The organism is Paucibacter soli, assembly GCF_037482845.1.
In the GTDB taxonomy this organism is placed as follows: Bacteria; Pseudomonadota; Gammaproteobacteria; order Burkholderiales; family Burkholderiaceae_C; genus Paucibacter_B; species Paucibacter_B soli.
On sequence record NZ_JBBHJW010000003.1, the window covers coordinates 53387 to 71379 of the forward strand.

At 66.7% G+C, this 17993-nt stretch carries 23 protein-coding genes; 5 read left to right on the top strand and 18 right to left on the bottom strand.

What is annotated here, in order from left to right; all coding sequences use genetic code 11:
- Position 1: 1 nt before the first annotated feature.
- From coaD to WG898_RS08410, 14 genes are all read right to left on the bottom strand, one after another.
- Complete coding sequence (coaD, locus tag WG898_RS08345; protein ID WP_339602314.1) at positions 2-508, bottom strand: pantetheine-phosphate adenylyltransferase; 507 nt, start codon at positions 506-508, stop codon at positions 2-4.
- 8 nt (positions 509-516) lie between these two features.
- Positions 517-1164 (bottom strand): 16S rRNA (guanine(966)-N(2))-methyltransferase RsmD, encoded by a 648-nt coding sequence (gene rsmD, locus WG898_RS08350; protein ID WP_444718925.1) that lies wholly within the window; start codon positions 1162-1164, stop codon positions 517-519.
- On the bottom strand, positions 1161-1940 hold the full coding sequence (gene hisF, locus WG898_RS08355; RefSeq protein ID WP_339602315.1) for an imidazole glycerol phosphate synthase subunit HisF: 780 nt from the start codon (positions 1938-1940) through the stop codon (positions 1161-1163). The genes rsmD and hisF overlap by 4 nt, the downstream gene beginning before the upstream one ends.
- Positions 1940-2686: a 1-(5-phosphoribosyl)-5-[(5-phosphoribosylamino)methylideneamino]imidazole-4-carboxamide isomerase gene (gene hisA / locus WG898_RS08360; RefSeq protein ID WP_339602316.1), complete on the bottom strand. Its 747-nt coding sequence runs from the start codon at positions 2684-2686 to the stop codon at positions 1940-1942. Before hisA ends, hisF begins: the two co-directional genes overlap by 1 nt.
- A gap of 75 nt (positions 2687-2761) precedes the next feature.
- Positions 2762-3409, bottom strand: coding sequence for an imidazole glycerol phosphate synthase subunit HisH (gene hisH / locus WG898_RS08365; RefSeq protein ID WP_339602317.1), 648 nt, complete (start codon positions 3407-3409; stop codon positions 2762-2764).
- Position 3410: 1 nt separating this feature from the next.
- Entirely contained in the window at positions 3411-4001 is a 591-nt protein-coding gene (gene hisB, locus WG898_RS08370) for an imidazoleglycerol-phosphate dehydratase HisB (RefSeq protein ID WP_339602318.1), read from the bottom strand.
- Positions 3998-5077 carry a histidinol-phosphate transaminase gene (gene hisC / locus WG898_RS08375; RefSeq protein ID WP_339602319.1) on the bottom strand — a complete coding sequence of 360 codons (1080 nt, stop codon included), beginning with the start codon at positions 5075-5077 and terminating at the stop codon, positions 3998-4000. The genes hisB and hisC overlap by 4 nt, the downstream gene beginning before the upstream one ends.
- A 4-nt stretch (positions 5078-5081) precedes the next feature.
- A complete protein-coding gene (locus WG898_RS08380) occupies positions 5082-5522 on the bottom strand; it encodes a PIN domain-containing protein (RefSeq protein WP_339602320.1) in 441 nt (146 codons plus the stop codon).
- Positions 5519-5737, bottom strand: a complete 219-nt coding sequence (locus WG898_RS08385) for a CopG family transcriptional regulator (RefSeq protein WP_339602321.1) — start codon at positions 5735-5737, stop codon at positions 5519-5521. Before WG898_RS08385 ends, WG898_RS08380 begins: the two co-directional genes overlap by 4 nt.
- Positions 5738-5779: 42 nt before the next feature.
- On the bottom strand, positions 5780-7093 hold the full coding sequence (gene hisD / locus WG898_RS08390) for a histidinol dehydrogenase (protein WP_339602322.1): 1314 nt from the start codon (positions 7091-7093) through the stop codon (positions 5780-5782).
- 5 nt (positions 7094-7098) lie between these two features.
- A complete protein-coding gene (gene hisG / locus WG898_RS08395) occupies positions 7099-7737 on the bottom strand; it encodes an ATP phosphoribosyltransferase (protein WP_339602323.1) in 639 nt (212 codons plus the stop codon).
- A gap of 99 nt (positions 7738-7836) precedes the next feature.
- Positions 7837-8097, bottom strand: a complete 261-nt coding sequence (locus WG898_RS08400) for a BolA family protein (RefSeq protein ID WP_339602324.1) — start codon at positions 8095-8097, stop codon at positions 7837-7839.
- 25 nt (positions 8098-8122) lie between these two features.
- Positions 8123-8893: an ABC transporter permease gene (locus WG898_RS08405; protein WP_339602325.1), complete on the bottom strand. Its 771-nt coding sequence runs from the start codon at positions 8891-8893 to the stop codon at positions 8123-8125.
- Positions 8890-9849, bottom strand: a complete 960-nt coding sequence (locus WG898_RS08410) for an ABC transporter ATP-binding protein (protein ID WP_339602326.1) — start codon at positions 9847-9849, stop codon at positions 8890-8892. Before WG898_RS08410 ends, WG898_RS08405 begins: the two co-directional genes overlap by 4 nt.
- A gap of 106 nt (positions 9850-9955) precedes the next feature.
- Between WG898_RS08410 and WG898_RS08415 the strand changes: the two genes are divergently transcribed.
- The 4 genes from WG898_RS08415 to WG898_RS08430 all read left to right on the top strand — a co-directional run bounded on the left by WG898_RS08415 (position 9956) and on the right by WG898_RS08430 (position 12466).
- Complete coding sequence (locus WG898_RS08415; RefSeq protein WP_285233568.1) at positions 9956-10612, top strand: TetR/AcrR family transcriptional regulator; 657 nt, start codon at positions 9956-9958, stop codon at positions 10610-10612.
- A 12-nt stretch (positions 10613-10624) separates the two neighbouring features.
- Complete coding sequence (locus WG898_RS08420; protein ID WP_339602327.1) at positions 10625-11398, top strand: tetratricopeptide repeat protein; 774 nt, start codon at positions 10625-10627, stop codon at positions 11396-11398.
- 108 nt (positions 11399-11506) lie between these two features.
- Positions 11507-11926: a hypothetical protein gene (locus WG898_RS08425; protein ID WP_339602328.1), complete on the top strand. Its 420-nt coding sequence runs from the start codon at positions 11507-11509 to the stop codon at positions 11924-11926.
- A gap of 192 nt (positions 11927-12118) precedes the next feature.
- Complete coding sequence (locus tag WG898_RS08430) at positions 12119-12466, top strand: hypothetical protein (protein ID WP_339602329.1); 348 nt, start codon at positions 12119-12121, stop codon at positions 12464-12466.
- A gap of 161 nt (positions 12467-12627) precedes the next feature.
- Here the strand turns inward: WG898_RS08430 and WG898_RS08435 are convergent, their stop codons facing one another.
- The gene (locus tag WG898_RS08435) at positions 12628-14025 is read right to left on the bottom strand and encodes a wax ester/triacylglycerol synthase family O-acyltransferase (protein WP_339602606.1); all 1398 of its coding nucleotides are present in this window, start codon (positions 14023-14025) and stop codon (positions 12628-12630) included.
- Positions 14026-14144: 119 nt separating this feature from the next.
- Between WG898_RS08435 and WG898_RS08440 the strand changes: the two genes are divergently transcribed.
- Entirely contained in the window at positions 14145-14396 is a 252-nt protein-coding gene (locus WG898_RS08440) for an acyl-CoA-binding protein (protein WP_339602607.1), read from the top strand.
- A 95-nt stretch (positions 14397-14491) separates the two neighbouring features.
- Here WG898_RS08440 and WG898_RS08445 read toward each other — a convergent pair whose 3' ends face one another.
- From WG898_RS08445 to WG898_RS08455, 3 genes are read right to left on the bottom strand one after another with little or no spacing between them, the layout of a single operon-like run.
- Positions 14492-14818 (bottom strand): polyhydroxyalkanoic acid system family protein, encoded by a 327-nt coding sequence (locus WG898_RS08445; protein WP_339602330.1) that lies wholly within the window; start codon positions 14816-14818, stop codon positions 14492-14494.
- Positions 14793-15881: an aminopeptidase gene (locus tag WG898_RS08450; RefSeq protein WP_339602331.1), complete on the bottom strand. Its 1089-nt coding sequence runs from the start codon at positions 15879-15881 to the stop codon at positions 14793-14795. Before WG898_RS08450 ends, WG898_RS08445 begins: the two co-directional genes overlap by 26 nt.
- Positions 15878-17923 carry a molybdopterin-containing oxidoreductase family protein gene (locus tag WG898_RS08455; protein WP_339602332.1) on the bottom strand — a complete coding sequence of 682 codons (2046 nt, stop codon included), beginning with the start codon at positions 17921-17923 and terminating at the stop codon, positions 15878-15880. Before WG898_RS08455 ends, WG898_RS08450 begins: the two co-directional genes overlap by 4 nt.
- Between the last annotated feature and the right edge of the window lie 70 nt (positions 17924-17993).

A 17993-nucleotide genomic window follows, 5' to 3' on the forward strand; every position in this document is an offset into this window, starting at 1 on the left:
GCTACTCCGGTCGGCCCTTGCTGATGCGCTCCTGCAGGCGCTCGCGCACCGAGGGTGACACGAACTGGGAGACATCACCGCCCAAGGTGGCAATCTCGCGCACAAAGGTGCCTGAGATGAACTGGTACTGGTCGCTGGGCGTGAGGAACACGGTCTCGACCTCGGGCATGAGCTTGCGGTTCATGCCGGCCATCTGGAATTCGTACTCGAAGTCGCTCACCGCGCGCAGGCCGCGCACCACCACCTTGCCGCCATGCTGGACCACGAAGTCGCGCAGCAGGCCGCGGAAGGGAATCACCTCCACATTCGGGTACTTGGCGGCGAGTTCCTTGGCGATCTCCAAGCGCTCCTCGATGCTGAACATGGTGCGCTTGTGATGGCCGGCCGCCACCGCAATGATGAGCCGCTCGAACAGCCGGCTGGCGCGGCGCATCAGGTCCTCATGGCCCAGGGTCATGGGATCGAAGGTGCCGGGATAGACGGCGGTGAGGACGGTCACGGAGGTCATGGGAAGGATTATCCCTTGCGGCGAAACAGGGCGTAGTGCACCGCGCCGGCACGCCCCTCGCGCCAGGGCTCAAGTCCCAGTTCGGGCGGCGCGACGACGGCCTCGGCCGACTCGACATAGACAAAACCGCCTGGCACCAGCAGCGGCGCGGCAGCGCGCAGCGCCGGCTCGCCCAGGCCCTGCTGAAACGGTGGATCCAGCAGCACCAGCTCGAAGCGGCCGGGGGCCGAGCGCCCCATCCAGCTCAGCGCGTCGCTGCATTCCACGCGCAGGCGCGCCTCGGCCTTGAGGCGGGCGCGGCTGGCGTTGAGGCTCTTGGCCAGCTCGGCATCGCGCTCCAGCAGCAGCACATCGGCGGCGCCGCGCGAGGCCGCCTCGAAGCCCAAGGCGCCGCTGCCGGCAAAGGCATCCAGCACGCGCCAGCCGCTCATGTCCTGGCCCAGCCAGTTGAACAAGGTCTCGCGCACGCGGTCGGGCGTGGGGCGCAGGCCGGGCTTGTCGGCCACCGGCAGCTTGGAGCGCTTCCAGTCGCCGCCGATGATGCGCACCTCGCGCGGTGCGTTGCGCGGCGCGCCCGGGGCTGTGGCCTTCGGCGGTTTCTTGCGCGGCTCCTCGGCGTGGGGAGAATCAAAAATGCGTTGGTGCTTGGCTCTCACAGCCGGACCTCGATGCCGCGCGACGCCATCAAGGCCTTGGCCTCGCCGACGCTGTGCTGGCCGTAATGAAAAATGCTGGCCGCCAGCACCGCATCGGCCCCGCCGATCTGGATGCCGTCGACCAGATGCTCCAGCGTGCCCACGCCGCCGGAGGCGATCACCGGCACGCTCACCGCGTCGCTGACGGCGCGGGTGAGTTCAAGGTCGAAGCCGGACTTGGTGCCGTCGCGGTCCATGCTGGTAAGCAGGATCTCGCCGGCGCCGTACTCGGCCATCTGGCGCGCCCAGGCCACCGCGTCCAGGCCCATGTTCTTGCGCCCGCCGTGGGTGTAGACATCCCAGCCCTCGCCGCGCGCGGCGATCTCGTCGCCCTGGCGGCGCTTGGCGTCGATGGCCACGACGATGCACTGCGCGCCGTATTTCTCGCTGGCCTCGCGTATCACCGCCGGCCGTGCCACCGCCGCCGAGTTGAAGCTGACCTTGTCGGCGCCGGCGTTGAGCAGGCGCCGCACGTCGGCCACCTCGCGCACGCCGCCGCCCACCGTCAGCGGGATGAAGACTTGCGAGGCCACCGCCTCGATGATGTGCAGGATCAGGTCGCGGCCATCGCTGGTCGCGGTGATGTCGAGAAAGGTGAGCTCGTCGGCACCCTGCTCGTTGTAGCGCGCGGCGATTTCCACCGGATCACCGGCATCACGCAGTTCCAGGAAGTTGACGCCCTTGACGACGCGGCCACCGGTGACGTCCAAGCAGGGGATGATGCGTTTGGCCAGCATCACGGCTGCTCCGCCAGCTCGTCGGCACGAGCCTGGGCGGCAGCAAGGTCCAGATCACCGGTGTAGATCGCGCGTCCGCAGATCACGCCCTCGACGCCGAAGCTCTCCACCGCGCACAGCGCCTCGATATCCTGCATATTCGACAGGCCGCCCGAGGCAATCACCGGAATCGTCAGCGCCTGCGCGAGCTTCACGGTGGCGTCGATATTGATGCCGCTGAGCATGCCGTCGCGGCCGATGTCGGTATAGATCACGCCCTCGACGCCATAGTCCTCGAACTTCTTGGCCAGGTCCACCACCTCGTGGCCGGTCAGCTTGCTCCAGCCATCGGTGGCCACCTTGCCGTCCTTGGCGTCCAGGCCCACGATGATGTGGCCGCCGAAGGCCGAGCAGGCGTCCTTCAGAAAGCCCGGGCTCTTCACCGCGGCCGTGCCGATGATGATGTAGGAGATGCCCGCGTCGAGGTAGCGCTCGATGGTGTCGAGGTCGCGGATGCCGCCACCGAGCTGCACCGGAATCTCGTCACCGACTTCGCGCAGGATGGACTTGATGGCCGCTTCATTGACGGGTTTGCCCGCGAAGGCGCCGTTCAGGTCCACCAGGTGCAGACGGCGCGCGCCGGCGTCCAGCCAGCGGCGCGCCATCGCGGCGGGGTCTTCACCAAAGGTGGTGGAGGCATTCATGTCGCCCTGTTGAAGGCGGACACAGCGACCGTCTTTCAGGTCAATCGCAGGAATCAGCAGCATGGCCGAGTTGCAGGTGGTGGTGGAAAAGGATTGGGGAGAGGAGAAAGAAACGGGCCGCCGAGGACGAGGCTGTCCTCAAGGCTTCCAGTGCAGGAAGTTGCGATACAGGGCGAGCCCCAGCGCGGCACTTTTCTCGGGATGGAATTGGGTGGCAAAAATATTATCCCGGGCCACCGCGCAGGTAAAGCGCAAGCAGTAATCGGTCTCGCCGGCGCTGTGGCGGGCATCCGACGGTTGCGCGTAGTAGCTGTGCACGAAGTAGTACCAGGATTCGTCGGGCACGCCGGCCCAGATCGGATGCGGCTGGCTCTGGCGGACGCGGTTCCAGCCCATCTGCGGCACCTTGTAGCGGCTGCCATCGGGTTGCAAGCGACCTTCCAGCTGGAAACGCTTGACGCGCCCGGGGATCAGGCCCAGGCCCGGCGTGTCCTGCTCCTCGCTGTGGTCCAGCAGCATCTGCATGCCCACGCACACGCCCATCAGCGGCTTGTGGGCGGCGGCATGCAGCACCGCCTCCTTGAGGCCGGAGTCCTGCAGCTCGCGCATGCAGTCGCGCATCGCGCCCTGGCCCGGCAGCACCACGCGTTCGGCGGCATAGACCTCGTCGGGATTGGCGGTGATCAGCACGGCCAGGCCCGAGTCCTGCGCGACATGCTGCACCGCCTGCGAGACCGAGCGCAGATTGCCCATGCCGTAATCGACGACAGCGACTGTGCGTGTCATCTCAGAGGCTTCCCTTGGTGGACGGAATCACGCCGGCCGAACGGGGGTCCAGCGTGGCGGCCATGCGCAGCGCGCGGCCGAAGGCCTTGAACATGGTTTCGCATTGGTGATGCGCATTGTGGCCCTTGAGGTTGTCCACATGCAGGCTCACCAGGGCATGGTTCACGAAACCCTGGAAAAACTCGTAGGTCAGCTGGGTGTCGAAGGCGCCGATCGCGCCGGCCGTGAACTTAACGTCCATCTCCAGGCCAGGACGGCCGGAGAAGTCGATCACCACGCGCGAGAGCGCCTCGTCCAGCGGCACATAACTGTGGCCGTAGCGGGTGATGCCCTTCTTGTCGCCGATCGCCTGAGCAACGGCCAGGCCCAGCGTGATGCCGACGTCCTCCACCGTGTGGTGGCCGTCGATGTGCAGATCGCCATGGGCCTCGACCTCCAGATCGATCAGGCCATGGCGTGCGATCTGGTCCAGCATATGGTCGAAGAAGCCGATGCCGGTGGCGAGCTTGGCCTCGCCGCTGCCGTCCAGGTCGACGCGCACGCGAATCTGGGTTTCCTTGGTATTGCGGGTGACTTCAGCGACGCGAGTCATGACAGGCTTTCCTTCAAGGCGGCCAGCATGGCCGCATTTTCGTCTGGGGTTCCGATGGTGATGCGCAGGCAGTTGGCCAGCAGCGGGTGCATGGCCGAGACGTTCTTGATCAGCACGCCGCGTGCCTTCATGGCCTCGAAGGTCTTGGCCGCATCGGCCACGCGTGCCAGCAGCATATTGCCCTGGCTGGGATAGGGGCGCACGCCCGGCAGGGCCTGCAGCGCCGCCAGCACGCGCTCGCGCTCGGCACGCAGGGCGCGGGCCTGCTCGGCATAGACCTCGGCATGCTCCAGCGCGAACAGGCCGGCCTCGGCGTTCAGCACGCTCACATTGAAGGGCGGGCGCAGCTTCTCGATCTCGTTCACCAGCGCCGCGGCACCGATCAGGTAGCCGATGCGCACCCCGGCCAGGCCGAACTTGCTCATGGTGCGCATCACCAGCACCTTGGGGAATTCGCGCAGCAGGGCCATGCCGTCGCGCTGGGCAAAGGGCTGGTAGGCCTCATCCAGCACCACCAGGCCGGGGGCGGCCTCGATGATGCGGCGGATCGCGCCCTCGTCCCACTGGTTGCCGGTCGGGTTGTTGGGATAGGCCAGGTAGATCAGTGCGGGCTGGTGCTGGCGAATCGCCGCCAGCATCGCGGCCTCGTCAAGCTCGAAGTCGGCGTCCAGCAGCACGCCGACAAACTTCAGCCCCTGATAACGCGCCGAGATCTCGTACATCACGAAGCTGGGCAGCGGCGCCAGCACCACCGCGCCGGGCCGGCTTACCGCCATGCTGAGCAGGCCGATCAGCTCGTCGGAGCCATTGCCCAGCGTGATGGCGCAGCCCGCGGGCATGTCGGCGTGCGCCGCCAGCGCGGTGGCCAGGTCGCGCGTGCGTTCGGCCGGGTAGCGGTTGATCGCCACCGCGCCCAGGCGCCGGCCCAGCTCGGTCTGCAGGGACTCGGGCAGGCGGTAGGGGTTCTCCATCACGTCCAGCTTCACCAGGCCGGCGGCGCTTTGCACCGGGTAGGCCTTGGTGGCGCGCAGGTCCTCGCGCAGGCAGTTCAGGGCAGAGGTCAGTTCGTCGCTCATGGGCTCAGGCCGTCAGCAGCTCGGGGCCGCATTGCAGGGGGTTGATGACGCGCACGCTGTCGAACTGCGCCTCGTGCGGCAGTTCCAGGCTCAGCAGCAGCTCGCAGCCCTGGGCCTTGGCGGCGGCCACGACCAGGGCGTCCAGATAGGCCAGGCCAAAGCGGCTTTCGATTGACCAGGCGCTCTCCACCGTGGCATGGTCCACGGCCCAGGGGTTCCAGCGCTGGTAGCGGCGCACCTCGGCGCGCGCGTCGCCGTTGGGCATGGCGGGTTCGATGCGGGTGGTGACGAGGCGGTAGAAATCGTTCAGCACCTGGGTCGAGACGCGCCCCAGGCGCTGCTGCCACAGCAGCCTGAGCCAGGCCATGGCCTGCTCGCGCCTGCTTTCGTGGGCGCCGTCTTCGCTCAGGATCAGCACCGAGGTATCCACGAATACCGGGCTCACTTGCTGCCCCGCTTGGGATAGACCTTGCCCGCCGAGGCCCAGGCGCGCTCGCGGTGCAGCCAGTCCTGCATGGCGCGCTCGTAGGCGTCGTCGTGCCGCATCTTCTCGGCCAGCAGCTCACCCACCAGGCGCGAGACGCTGGTATTGCGCCGCGCGGCCTCCAGCCGGGCCCATTCGGCCACGCTGTCTTCCATCGTGACGGTGACGTTCTTCATGAGCGCGATGGTACACGAAGTTCGTGTAACACGAACTTCGTGTCAGCGCTTCAGTCTCAGCTCGGCCGCGCGCGCGTGGCCCTGCAGGCCCTCGCCATAGGCCAGCTCGGCGGCGATCGGGCCCAGCTTCTGTGCCCCCGCCTCGCTCACCTCGATCAGGCTGGAACGCTTCTGGAAATCGTAGACGCCCAGCGGCGAGGAAAAACGCGCCGTGCCCGAGGTCGGCAGCACATGGTTCGGGCCAGCACAGTAGTCACCCAGCGATTCGCTGGTGTAGGCGCCCAGGAAGATCGCGCCGGCGTGGCGCAGCAGCGGCTCCCAGCGATGGGGGTCAAGACTTGACACCTCCAGATGCTCGGGCGCGATGCGGTTGCTGATCTCACAGGCCTCGTCCATCGAACGCGTCTGTATCAGCGCGCCGCGCCCTTCCAGCGAGGCGCGGATCACAGCTTCGCGCGGCATGGTCGGCAATAGTCGTTCGATCGATGCCCTCACCTCTTCGATATAGGCGGCGTCGGGGCTGAGCAGGATGCTCTGCGCCAGCTCGTCATGCTCGGCCTGGCTGAACAGATCCATCGCCACCCAGTCGGGCGGGGTGCTGCCATCGGCCAGCACCAGGATCTCGCTGGGGCCGGCGATCATGTCGATGCCCACCTGGCCGAACACATGCTTCTTGGCGCTGGCCACATAGGCGTTGCCGGGGCCGGTGATCTTGTCCACGCGCGGCACCGTGGCCGTGCCATAGGCCAACGCCGCGACCGCCTGCGCGCCGCCGATGCAGAAGGCGCGGTGCACGCCGGCCACATAGGCGGCGGCCAGCACCAGCGGGTTCTTCTCGCCCCGGGGCGTGGGCACCACCATGACGATCTCGGGCACACCCGCCACCTGGGCCGGTATGGCATTCATGAGCACGCTGCTCGGGTAGGCGGCCTTGCCGCCCGGCACGTAGATGCCCACGCGGTCCAGCGGGGTCACTTTTTGCCCCAGCAGCGTGCCGTCCTCGTCACGGTAGCTCCAGCTGCGGCCGCAGGCCTCCAGCTGGCGCTCGTGGTAGCTGCGCACCCGGGCGGCGGCGGCCGTCAGAGCCTCGCGCTGGGCCGGACTGATGGCGTCGAACGCGGCCTTCAGTTCCTCACGCGTCAGTTCCAGCGCGTTCAGGCCGTCGGCATTCAGCTGATCAAAGCGGGCCGTGTATTCCAGCACCGCGGCGTCGCCACGGGCGCGCACATCGGCCAGGATCTCGGCCACGCGGCCCTCGATGGCGGCGTCGGTCTCGGCCGACCAGTGCAGCACGCGCTGGAACTCGGCCTCGAAGTCGGCGGCGGCGGTGTTGAGTTGGCGAAGCTTGAGCGTCATGGTGATCAGGCCGGGATGGCAGAGGCAAAGGCGTCGATCATCTGGCGCAGCGGCTCGCGCTTGAGCTTGAGCGCGGCCTGGTTGACCACCAGGCGCGAGGAGATGTCCATGATGTGCTCGACCTCCACCAGGCGGTTGGCCTTCAGGGTGTTGCCGGTGGAGACCAGGTCGACGATGGCATCGGCCAGGCCGGTCAGCGGCGCCAGTTCCATCGAGCCATAGAGCTTGATCAGGTCCACATGCACGCCCTTGTCGGCGAAGTGCTGGCGCGCGATCTCGGTGTACTTGGTGGCCACGCGGATGCGCGAGCCCTGCTTCACCGCGGCGGCGTAGTCGAAATCGTCGCGCGTGGCCACGCTCATGCGGCAGCAGGCGATGTTCAGGTCCAGCGGCTGGTACATGCCCGCACCACCATGCTCGATCAACACATCCCGCCCCGCCACGCCGATGTCGGCGCCGCCGTACTGCACATAGGTGGGCACATCGGTGGCGCGCACCAGCACCACGCGCACGTCAGGGCGGTTGGTGGCGAGGATGAGCTTGCGCGAGGTTTCCGGGTCTTCCAGCACCACGATACCGGCCGCCTTCAGCAGCGGCAGGGTCTCTTCGAAGATGCGGCCCTTGGAGAGTGCCAGCGTGATCATGATGTGTCGTCCTTTGAATCTGAATTCGGTTCAGCGGACGGCAGCGGGTTCACACAAGTGGCACCAACAGCCACCCGCCCTCAGCAGCGGATGGTTTGTTCAGTGATGATGGTGCGGCTCGGCGGCCGCGTGCTCCGCGGGCGTGAGCGTTTTCATCGACAGCGCATGGATCTGCTCGCGCATGCGCTCGCCCAGCGCCTGGTAGACGCGTTGGTGGCGGCGCACCCGGTTCAGCCCCTCGAACTCGGTGGAGACGATGGTGGCAAAGAAATGGCGGCCATCGCCCTCGACCTGCAGCAATTGGCAGTCGAGTCCGTTGGCGATGTAGTCTTGAACTTCGGCGGGGGTGGGATCGGCCATGGTGGGTGGATTCTAAACGGGCCGCTCAATGGCGGATTTTGTAGCCGCGGCGCAGCAACTCCAGGGCAAGACCTGACACCACGACAAAGCTGATGGCGACGATGGCCAGCGAGATCCAGGGCGAGACATCGCTGATGCCGAAGAAGCCGCGCCGGAAACCGTCGATCATGTAGAAGAAGGGGTTCAGGTGGCTGATGCCCTGCCAGAAGGCGGGCAGGCTGTGCACCGAATAGAACACGCCCGAGAGAAAGGTCATGGGCATGATGATGAAGTTCTGGAAGCCCGCCATCTGGTCGAACTTCTCGGCCCAGAGCCCGGCGATCAGACCCAGCGCGCCCAGCATGCCCGCGCCCAGCGCGGCGAACACGACGATCCACCAGGGCTCGGCAAAGCCGGGCGGTCCGAACCATACCGTCACCAGGAACACGCCCGTGCCCACCGTCAGACCGCGCACCACCGAGGCACCCACATAGGCCACGAACCAGGCCCAGTGCGACAAGGGCGTGACCAGCAGGAACACCAGATTGCCGGTGATCTTGCTCTGTATCAGGCTGGAGCTGCTGTTGGCAAAGCTGTTCTGCAACACGCTCATCATCACCAGGCCGGGGATCAGAAAGCTGGTGTAGCCCACCGAGCCATAGACCTTGACATGGTTCTCCAGCACATGGCCGAAGATCAGCAAGTACAGCACGGCGGTCAGCACCGGCGCGGCCACGGTCTGGAAGCTAACCTTCCAGAAGCGCAGGATCTCCTTGTAGAACAGGGTTCGCGCTCCCTGCAGTCGAATCGCGCTCATTGCCCTGCTCCCTGCATGATTTCGAGAAACACATCTTCCAGATCGGCGCGGCCAATCTCCAGGTCCTCGATCGGGCAGTTCGCCGCACGCAGCGTACCCAGGATGTGTTCCACCTCGGCCGCGTCATGCGCCTTGATCTGCGCGATGCGCCCGGTCACGCGCGTCTGGGCAGCCAATTGCGGCGGCAGGGCGGCGTCGGTCTTGAAGCGCAACATGGTGGAGGCGCGGCCGGCCAGCAGGTCGGAGGTGCGGTCAAGCGCCACGATGCGGCCCAGCTTGAGCATGGCGATGCGTTGGCACAGCGCCTCGGCCTCTTCCAGGTAATGGGTGGTCAGCAGCACCGTGTGGCCCTCGCGGTTCAGGCGCGCGATGAACTGCCAGAGGGTCTGGCGCAGTTCTACGTCCACGCCGGCTGTAGGCTCGTCCAGCACGATCACCGGTGGGCGATGCACCAGGGCCTGGGCCACCAGCACGCGGCGCTTCATGCCGCCCGAGAGCTGGCGCATATTGGCGTGGGCCTTGTCGGCCAGGCCCAGGCATTCCAGCAGTTCGGTGATCCAGGCGCCGTTGTTGCGCACGCCGAAGTAGCCGCTCTGGATCTCGAGCGCCTCGCGCACCGAGAAGAAGGGGTCGAACACCAGCTCCTGCGGCACGATGCCCAGCGACATGCGCGCCTCGGCGTAGTTGCGCACCACGTCGTGGCCATGCACCGACACGCTGCCACCGCTGGCCCGCGAGAGCCCGGCCAGGATGCTGATCAGGCTGGTCTTGCCGGCGCCGTTCGGGCCCAGCAGGCCGAAGAACTCGCCCTGCTGGATGTCGAAGGAGACGCCGTCGAGGGCGCGGACCTGGCCCCCTCGGTAGGTCTTGCTGACCTGGTCAAAACGGATTGCGGGAACGCCCGCGGGCAGGGCTGAGGGCGGGGCAATGGGCAGGGCTGGGGGGCTGGCATGCATGGGCGGCGATTGTAGGGAGGCCGCTCTTTTCCTGCTGGGCCTTGGCCAAATCCCTGGAGAGCGCGGCCGAACTGATGCCAGAATCGGCGCAGGAGATCACCCGCCCATGGCCACCAAGAAGCCGCGCCGCACCGCGGAACGCATCCTCGAAGTCACGCTGGACCTGTTCAACCGCTTCGGTGAACCCAATGTATCCACCACGCTGATCTCGGCCGAGCTCAATATCAGCCCGGGCAATCTCTACTACCACTACCCGGCCAAGGACGAGCTCATCAACGCGCTCTTCATGCGCTACGAGCGCGAACTCGAAGAGTTGCTGAGCGCCGCCGACAACGTGCGCAATGTGGAAGACGCCTGGCTGTTCTTCCATATGTTGATCGAGCTGATCTGGAAGCACCGCTTCCTCTACCGCGACCTCAACGACCTGCTCTCCAAGAACCGCAAGCTGGAGACGCATTTCCAGAGCGTGCTGCAGCACAAGGGTCAGGCCATGCGCACCGTGCTGGCCGGCCTGCAGCATGGCGGCGCGCTGCGCATGGATGCGCGCGAGGCCGGGCCCGCCGCCAACTCCATGGTGGTGCTGCTGAGCTACTGGCTCAGCTATGAATACGTGCGCGACCCGCGCCATGCGCTCGAACCCGAACGTGCCGGCGCGGCGCTGATGCGCGGCGCCTTCCATGTGCTGAGCCTGCTCCTGCCCTATCTGGAGCCGGCCTCACGCGAGCATCTGTTTGCACTCGCCGACTCATACCAACAATCCTGAAGGAGACGACCCATGGCCAAGTGGACCGCATTTCCCTATGACAACGCCGCATTCATCTACGACGCTGCGTCGCTGAAGAAAAACTGGGCACGCCTGCACGCCGGCGATGCCGAACCCTGGCCCAAGGACGCGGCCGTGGTGCAGGCCTGGATCCACTTCCACGCGGGCGAGTTCCAGAAGGCCTATGAGGCCGGCCTGGCGGCCGAGGGCGCCGGCATCACGGTCGCCAACAAGGCCCAGGCCATCTACGCCAACTACCTGGAGAAGAAGGAAAAGACCAAGCTCGAAATGTTCCTGGAAGTGGCCGAGCGTGCCGACATCCAGCAGGGCAGCGAGCCCAAGAACCCGAATGCCTATTACTGGCAGGCCTATGCGATCGGCCGCTACGGCCAGGGCATCAGCGTGGCCAAGGCGCTGGCGCAGGGCCTGGGCAGCAAGGTCAAGAACGCGCTGGAAAAGGCCATCGAGCTGCAACCCAAGCACGCCGATGCGCATATCGCCCTCGGCGCCTTCCATGCCGAGGTAATCGACAAGGTGGGCAAGCTGCTGGGCAAGACCCAGGGCGCCGATACCGCCACCGGACTGAAGATGTTCGAGCAGGCCCTCAAGCTCAACCCCAGCAGCGCGATTGCGATGATCGAGCGCGCCAACGGTCTGGTCATGCTGGAGGGCGACAAGCGCATGAAGCAGGCCGAGGCCCTGTATGCCGAGGCGGCCGCCTGCACACCCATGGATGCGATGGAATGCCTGGATGTGGAACTGGCGCGCGAGGAGCTGGAGGACTGAACGAGGACCAGCCCCTAGTCTGACGATCCGAAGGGGCGGCGGCTCCGTAGCAATTCGCAGGGCTCAGGACTAATCTTGATCACCCTCAAGCAGTACCGGGAGCCGCCCATGAAGCCCATCGTTCTCATGATCTTGCTGGCCGGCAGCGCCATGGCGCAGAGCGGCACAGGCAGCAGCAGCAGTTCCGACGCCGCCATCGAGGCCAGGCAACGCGTCGATTGCGCAATCAGCAAGCATGCCGGCAGCCGGCCCGATGCACCCAGGCCGCGCGGCTATATGAACACCGAGGCCACCGACTACGACAACCCCAGCTACGAGTACTCGCCCTGCAGCGATGCCGAGTACGGCGAGTACAAGAACCTGTTCGACCCGGCCCGCATGCTGCGCGAATCACCGTCGGCCGCGGGCCGCAGCAGCCCGGCCCAGGAACGCGCCCTGGTGATACGCGAACTGCAGCGCGCGCGTCAGGCCGGGGAGCTGAATTGGGCGGACCTGGAAATCGGCCTGCCCATCAAGACAGCGCCCTGAGCTGCCGCAACAAGGCGCGCAAGGCAAGCGCATTAATTCACGTTTTCACCCGACTGATCTCGCGATCCACCCCCGCAGTCACGGATGGCAATCCGTCGGCCGCGGGGCTAAGCTACGTGCCATGTGCTGGGCCTCAACGCATCGACATCCGGCACCGGCATTCCTTTCACTCACCGCGAGACAAGGTTGAATATGAAGCACGCCCTGATTGCCCTGATCCTGGCCCCCCTGGCCGCTGCCTCCTGGGCCAGCAACCAGGAAGCCAATGCCCTGCGCGCCGAGTGCGCCGCCAAGTACAGCCCGGTGGCCGAGGCCACGGCGTCGAACGAATACCAGTTCGTCTACAAGAAGGGCGACTACCGCGGCGAGAAGCACAACGGCAAGGTCGTGGGCTGCTCCGACTCGCAGTACAACACCTACCTGGCCAGCGTGGACCCGGCACGCGTGATGTCGGCCAACCCGACCGCCGCCGGCCGCCCCAATATCAAGCCCAATATCAAGCCCAACCTGGCCGGCGAAGCCGCCAAGGGCAGCAAGTAAGCCGCGCGAGGGCGTCAGGCTCGCATGCACGGAAGGAACCGAATCGGCGCCAGGTCGATTCGGTTTTTTTGTATCCACCCAGCAAGGCCCGAGGATCCGGCTCCGCCGGTCCTGCGGGCCTGCCCCCTTGAGGGGGCGCGCGAAGCGCGTAGGGGGTGGGCCTACTCCTCACCCCAGGGCAGCATGAGGGCGAGCATGAGCAGCTTGTTGAACTCGGGCGCAAAGCGCTTGATGATGGCCTCGGGGTCGGGGCAGAGCTTGCTGTCGGTGATGAGGCCGAACTGCACATGGCCGGCATAGGTGAGTATGCTGACGCCAACGCCGATATCGCCAGATTGCGGCACCCAGAACATCACCCGCTCCACCGTCGAGCCGCAGAACTTCAGCGCCTGGGCCGGGCCGGGCACATTGGTCATCACCGCGGTGGCCTTCTTGGCGAAGATGTTCAGCATCGCATGCTGCACCGGCTTGATCAGCAGGCCGGCCACACTCAAGAGCCCGAAGGCCATGATGGGCTGAAAGCTGCCCTTGAGCTCCTGCATGCGCGAGCGCACGGCGTAAAGCCGCTCTACCGGGTTCTCGATGCCGATCGGCAGCACCAGCGGCACCAGGCCGAAGCGGTTGCCCAGCTGATAGGCTTTTTCCAGCGGCCGCAGGTTCACCGGCACCATGGCGCGGATTTCCTGCCCGGCCACCTCATCGCCCTTGTCCATCAGATAACGACCGATCGCCCCGGCCACGCAGGACAAGAGCACATCGTTGACCGAGCAATTCAGCGCCTTGCCCACCGCCTTCACCGCGTCCAGCGGCAGCGCATCGTCCCAGGCCACGCGCTTGTGCGTGCCCGGCTTGCCCTTGAGGCGGGTATGCGAATCGTCGCTCATGAGCGCAAAGGCGGCCACATCGCTGACCGCCTGGTAGCCCATGCGCGCGGCGTGCAGCGAGCTGTCGAGCGGATGCTCCGGGTGCATCACCATGTCCACCGACTTGGCCATGCCCGCGCCGGCCATGCCTATGGCCTTGATGGTCAGGTCGCTGATGGGCTTGAGCAGTGCGTCGGTGATCCAGTCCTGGTCGTCGCGCGGCTGCTGCCGGCGCTTGGGCGGTGCCTTGCCACCGTCGGTGATCGAAAGCGTGACCGCCATCAGCGCGATGCCGTCGGCAATGCAATGGTGGATGCGCGCGATCAGCACGCTGCCGCCATCGAAATCCTCAACGAGTTGAAACTCCCACAGCGGGCGGCGCGGGTCCAGCGGCGTGGCCGCCAGCTCGCCCACGCGATCCTGCAGGGCCGCCTGCAAGGACTGACCCCTGGCGGGCGTGATGTGGCTGGCGCGCACATGCTGCTCGATGTCGAAGTCGGCGTCCTCCACCCATTGCGCGCCCAGCGTGTCTTCCACCACCTTCTGGCGAAAGCGGGTGTATTGCAGCAGGGTCTGCTCGATGCGCTTGCGCAGGGCGTCGAGCTTGATGCTCGGGCGTATGAACCAGACGCCGACGATCATCATCAGATTCGCCTCGGTGTCCATGCGCAACCAGGCGGTGTCCACCTTGGACATGCGTTGTACGGCCAGTACCAAGTTCGTTCTCCTGTTGACTTCTAGAGTTTGCGCACCAGAGCTTGCTGGTTAACATCCGCTGACTCGCACCCGATTGTCACCAGTACTGAGGAGCCATGATGAGCCTGAATGAGCAATTCGAAGCCGCTGTTGCAGCATCCAAACAACTGCCCGAGCGCCCCGACAACATGACCCTGCTGAAGATCTACGCGCTCTACAAGCAGGGCAGCAGCGGCGATGTGGAGGGCTCGCGCCCCGGCTTCACCGATATGGTGGGCCGCGCCAAGTACGACGCCTGGGCCGCGCTCAAGGGCACTTCGGCCGACGAGGCCAAGCAGCAGTACGTCGATCTGATCGAGTCGCTCAAGTAAACAGACCACCCCCTACGCGCTGCGCGCGCCCCCTCAAGGGGGCGGTACCGGCAGCCCGGCAGAGCCGGCGCTGCGGTACCCGCCAGGGAACAGCCTCAGCCCATCTTCTTCTTGCTGGACTTCCTGGCGCCGGCCCCGGCCAGCAATTGGTCCAGCTCCTTCTGGATCTCGCCCTCGATGGTGGAGCGGAAGGCGCCCAGCAGCAGGCCCAGCCTGGCGTGCAGATCGAAGTGGTCGGCCGCCACGATCAGCTCGCCCTTCACGCCCGAGCGCGTGAACTCCACCGTGTCGCTGGTCTCGCCCTCCAGCACCGTGCATTCCATGTCGAACTTGTCCTCCACCTGCTCGGCCCAGGCCCAGGCAATTTCGCGCGCCTTCTTCAGGCCCAGGGCATGTTCACGGTGGATGCGGATCTCGGCCATCGGTGGCTCCTTGTTCTGACGATGCCTGCAACTCTAAGCGACGCTGCGGCTTGGCCAGCGCGGCCAGGCGCCGCACCTCGGCATAGAAGCGCGGCCAGTCGCCGTCCAGCCGGGCATGCAGGCGCTCGAACTGCGGCGTGAGTTCGTTGTAGGCGCCCAGCAGCGCCAGGCTGGCGTTGTTGACACTGGCGTACCAGGCGTCGTAGCCGGCATGACCGCCCCATTGCTCGCGCTTGAGCCGTTCGTATTCGGCTCGCAGCTCGGCCAGCAGGCCCTGCTTGGCCGCGCGCTTGTCGGCGTCGGGCCGCGTCGAGGCATAGAGTGCCGCCAGGCGCTCGCGGTAGCGCAGATTCAGCGCCAGGAAGTCGCGCCGCCGTGCATCGCCCTGGCGGTACTGCGCCAGGGCCTCGGCCCGGGGCTGCTGGCCCAGCCAGCGCTGCGCGCCCAGGCGTTCCACCGCGGTGGCAAAGCTTTCGTTGAACACCGTGTCATCGGCGGCATAGGCCACCTGGTGCGCCAACTCATGAAACACCATGCGCGCCAGCTCACCTTCGGGGTAGGCAATGAAGGTGTTGAGCAAAGGGTCGCCGCCCAGCCAGCCGCTCCAGCCCAGGGTGGAATAGGCGGGCACGCCGTAGACGCTGACCTCCAGGCCCTGGGCGCGCAGCTCGGCCGCAAAGGCATCGGCCCGCGCACGCTCGAAGTAGCCGCGGTAGCTCACGCAGCCCATCACCGGAAAGCACCATTGCTGCAGGCTCAGGCTCAGCTCGGGCGCCGCCACCACATTCCAGACCGCGGCGCCACGCTGCAGATCGGCGTAGCGGCGGTAGCTGTTGTTGTCGGGCAGCTTGAGCTCGCGCACCGAGAACTCGCGCAGGCGCTGGCTCAAGAGCAGGCGCTCCCGCAGCACGGGCTGGAGATCGGGCTGGGCCAACCAGTCGTCCACCGGCCTGGCGGCAGCGACCAGGCGCAGATGGCCGGCCACGGAATGGCCCAGGTAGCCCAGCTCGGCGCAGCCGCTCAGCAGCACCGCAGCGGCCAGCGCCAGCGTGCTGCGCCTCACGCGGCGGCCACCTCGACCAGGCAGTCGTAGAACACCGGCCCATGGCCCATATCGGTGAGGCCCTGCTGCGTCACTTCGTTGACATTGCTGCCGCCCGCACCCAGCTTGCGCCACCACACTCCCAGGCCGTTGACCACGCCGGGGCGCGCGCGCGCGCTCACCGCCAGCCGGCACAGATAGCTGCCGCGGTCGTTGAAGGCGCGCACCATGGCGCCATCGGCGAGGCCGCGCGCCGCCGCGTCGTCGGCATGCATCTCCAGCAGCGGCTCGCCCTCGATATCGCGCAGGCTCTTCACGTTCACGAAGCTGGAATTGAGGAAGTTGCGCGCCGGCGGCGAGATCATCGCGAGCGGATAGCGCGCCGCCAGCGTCGGTGCGGAGCGCGCACTCTCGTAGTTGGGCACGAAATCCGCCCCGGCGGCCTGGGCCCGGCCATTGGGGGTCAAGAACTGACCCTCGGAAAACGGCGCCTCGGCCAGCGGCAGGCTCCACCAGCCCTGGGCGCGCAAGGCCTCGAAGTCGACGCTGTCCTTGAACGCCTGGCGCGCCAGCTGCTCGTCACTGTCGGCAAAGCAGGCTTCGGTGAAACCCATGGCCGCGGCCAGCTCGCGGAAGATCTGGGTGTTGGGCTTGGCCTGGCCCAGCGGCGCGATCGCCGGCTCGTTGATCAGCACGTCGGTATGGCCATAGCTGGTGTGCACATCCAGATGCTCCAGCTGGGTGGTGGCGGGCAGCACATAGTCGGCCAGATCGGCCGTGTCGGTCATGAAATGCTCCAGCACCACGGTGAACAAGTCCTCGCGCTGGAAGCCCCGCACGACCTTGGGCGATTCGGGCGCCACCGCCACCGGGTTGCTGTTGTAGACGATCAGCGCCTCGACCTTAGGGCCGAACTCCGCGCTGGCCTCGCGCAGCAGCGCATCGCCTATGGTGATCATATTGATGGTGCGCGACGGCCGGCCAGCGCGCAGCTGGGGCAGCTCCAACGCATCGACGTTCTTGTGCGACGCAAACCAGCCCGAGCTGGAGAGCAGCAGGCCGCCGGCGCGCTGGCGCCAGGCGCCGGTCAGGCAGGGCAGCAGCGCGATCAGGCGCACCGCATTGCCGCCGCCGCGCACGCGCTGCATGCCGTAGTTGAGGCGGATCGCGGCCGGCGCGATGCTGGCGTAGTCGCGCGCCAGCGCGCTCACCTCGGCGGCCGTGATGCCGCAAACCTCGGCCACCCGCTCGGGCGGCCATTGCAGGGCGCGCGCGCGCAACTCCTCCCAGCCATCCACATGGCGCGCCAGGTAATCGTGGTCCAGCCAGTCATGCGCGATCAGCTCGTGCATCAGGCCCAGCGCCAGCGCGCCGTCGGTACCCGGCAGCAAGGCGATGTGCTGGTGGCATTTGTCGGCCGTCTCGGTCTTGCGCGGGTCTATGCAGATCAGCTTGGCGCCGGCGCGCTTGGCCTGGTTGGCAAAGGTCCAGAAATGCAGATTGGAGGCGATCGAATTGCTGCCCCAGATCAGGATCAGGCGGCTCTCGGCAAAGAAGCGCAGGTGCATGCCCACCTTGTGCCCATAGGTGGCCGCCAGCGCCGCGCCGCCGGCGGCGGCGCAGATGGTGCGTTCCAGCTGCGAGGCGCCCAGCTTGTTGAAAAAGCGCGCTGCCATGCCCTCGCCCTGCACCAGGCCCATGGTGCCGGCATAGCTGTAGGGCAGGATGGCCTGCGGGTCGGCGATGGACTTGAGCCGCGCCGCGATCTGGCGCAAGGCCTGCTCCCAGCTCACCGGCTCGAAACGCGGCGCCTCGCGCTTGCCGCTGACGCGCTTGAGCGGCTGCAGCACGCGCTCGGGGTGGTAGCTGCGCTCGGCATAGCGCGAGACCTTGGTGCACAGCGCGCCATGGGTGGAGCCATGCTCGGCCTGGCCCTGCACCTTGGTGACGCGGCCGTCTTCCACGGTGATGCGCAGGGCGCAGGTATCGGGGCAATCATGCGGGCAGGCGCCCTTGACGGCGCCACTCAGCGGCAGCGGGGAGGCGGAGAAATGGGCGTTCATGCGCGCATGATTGCACAGCGCCCGGGCCGGCGGCACGGGCGGGGACTTTGCCGGGGGCTTGCCTTAAACT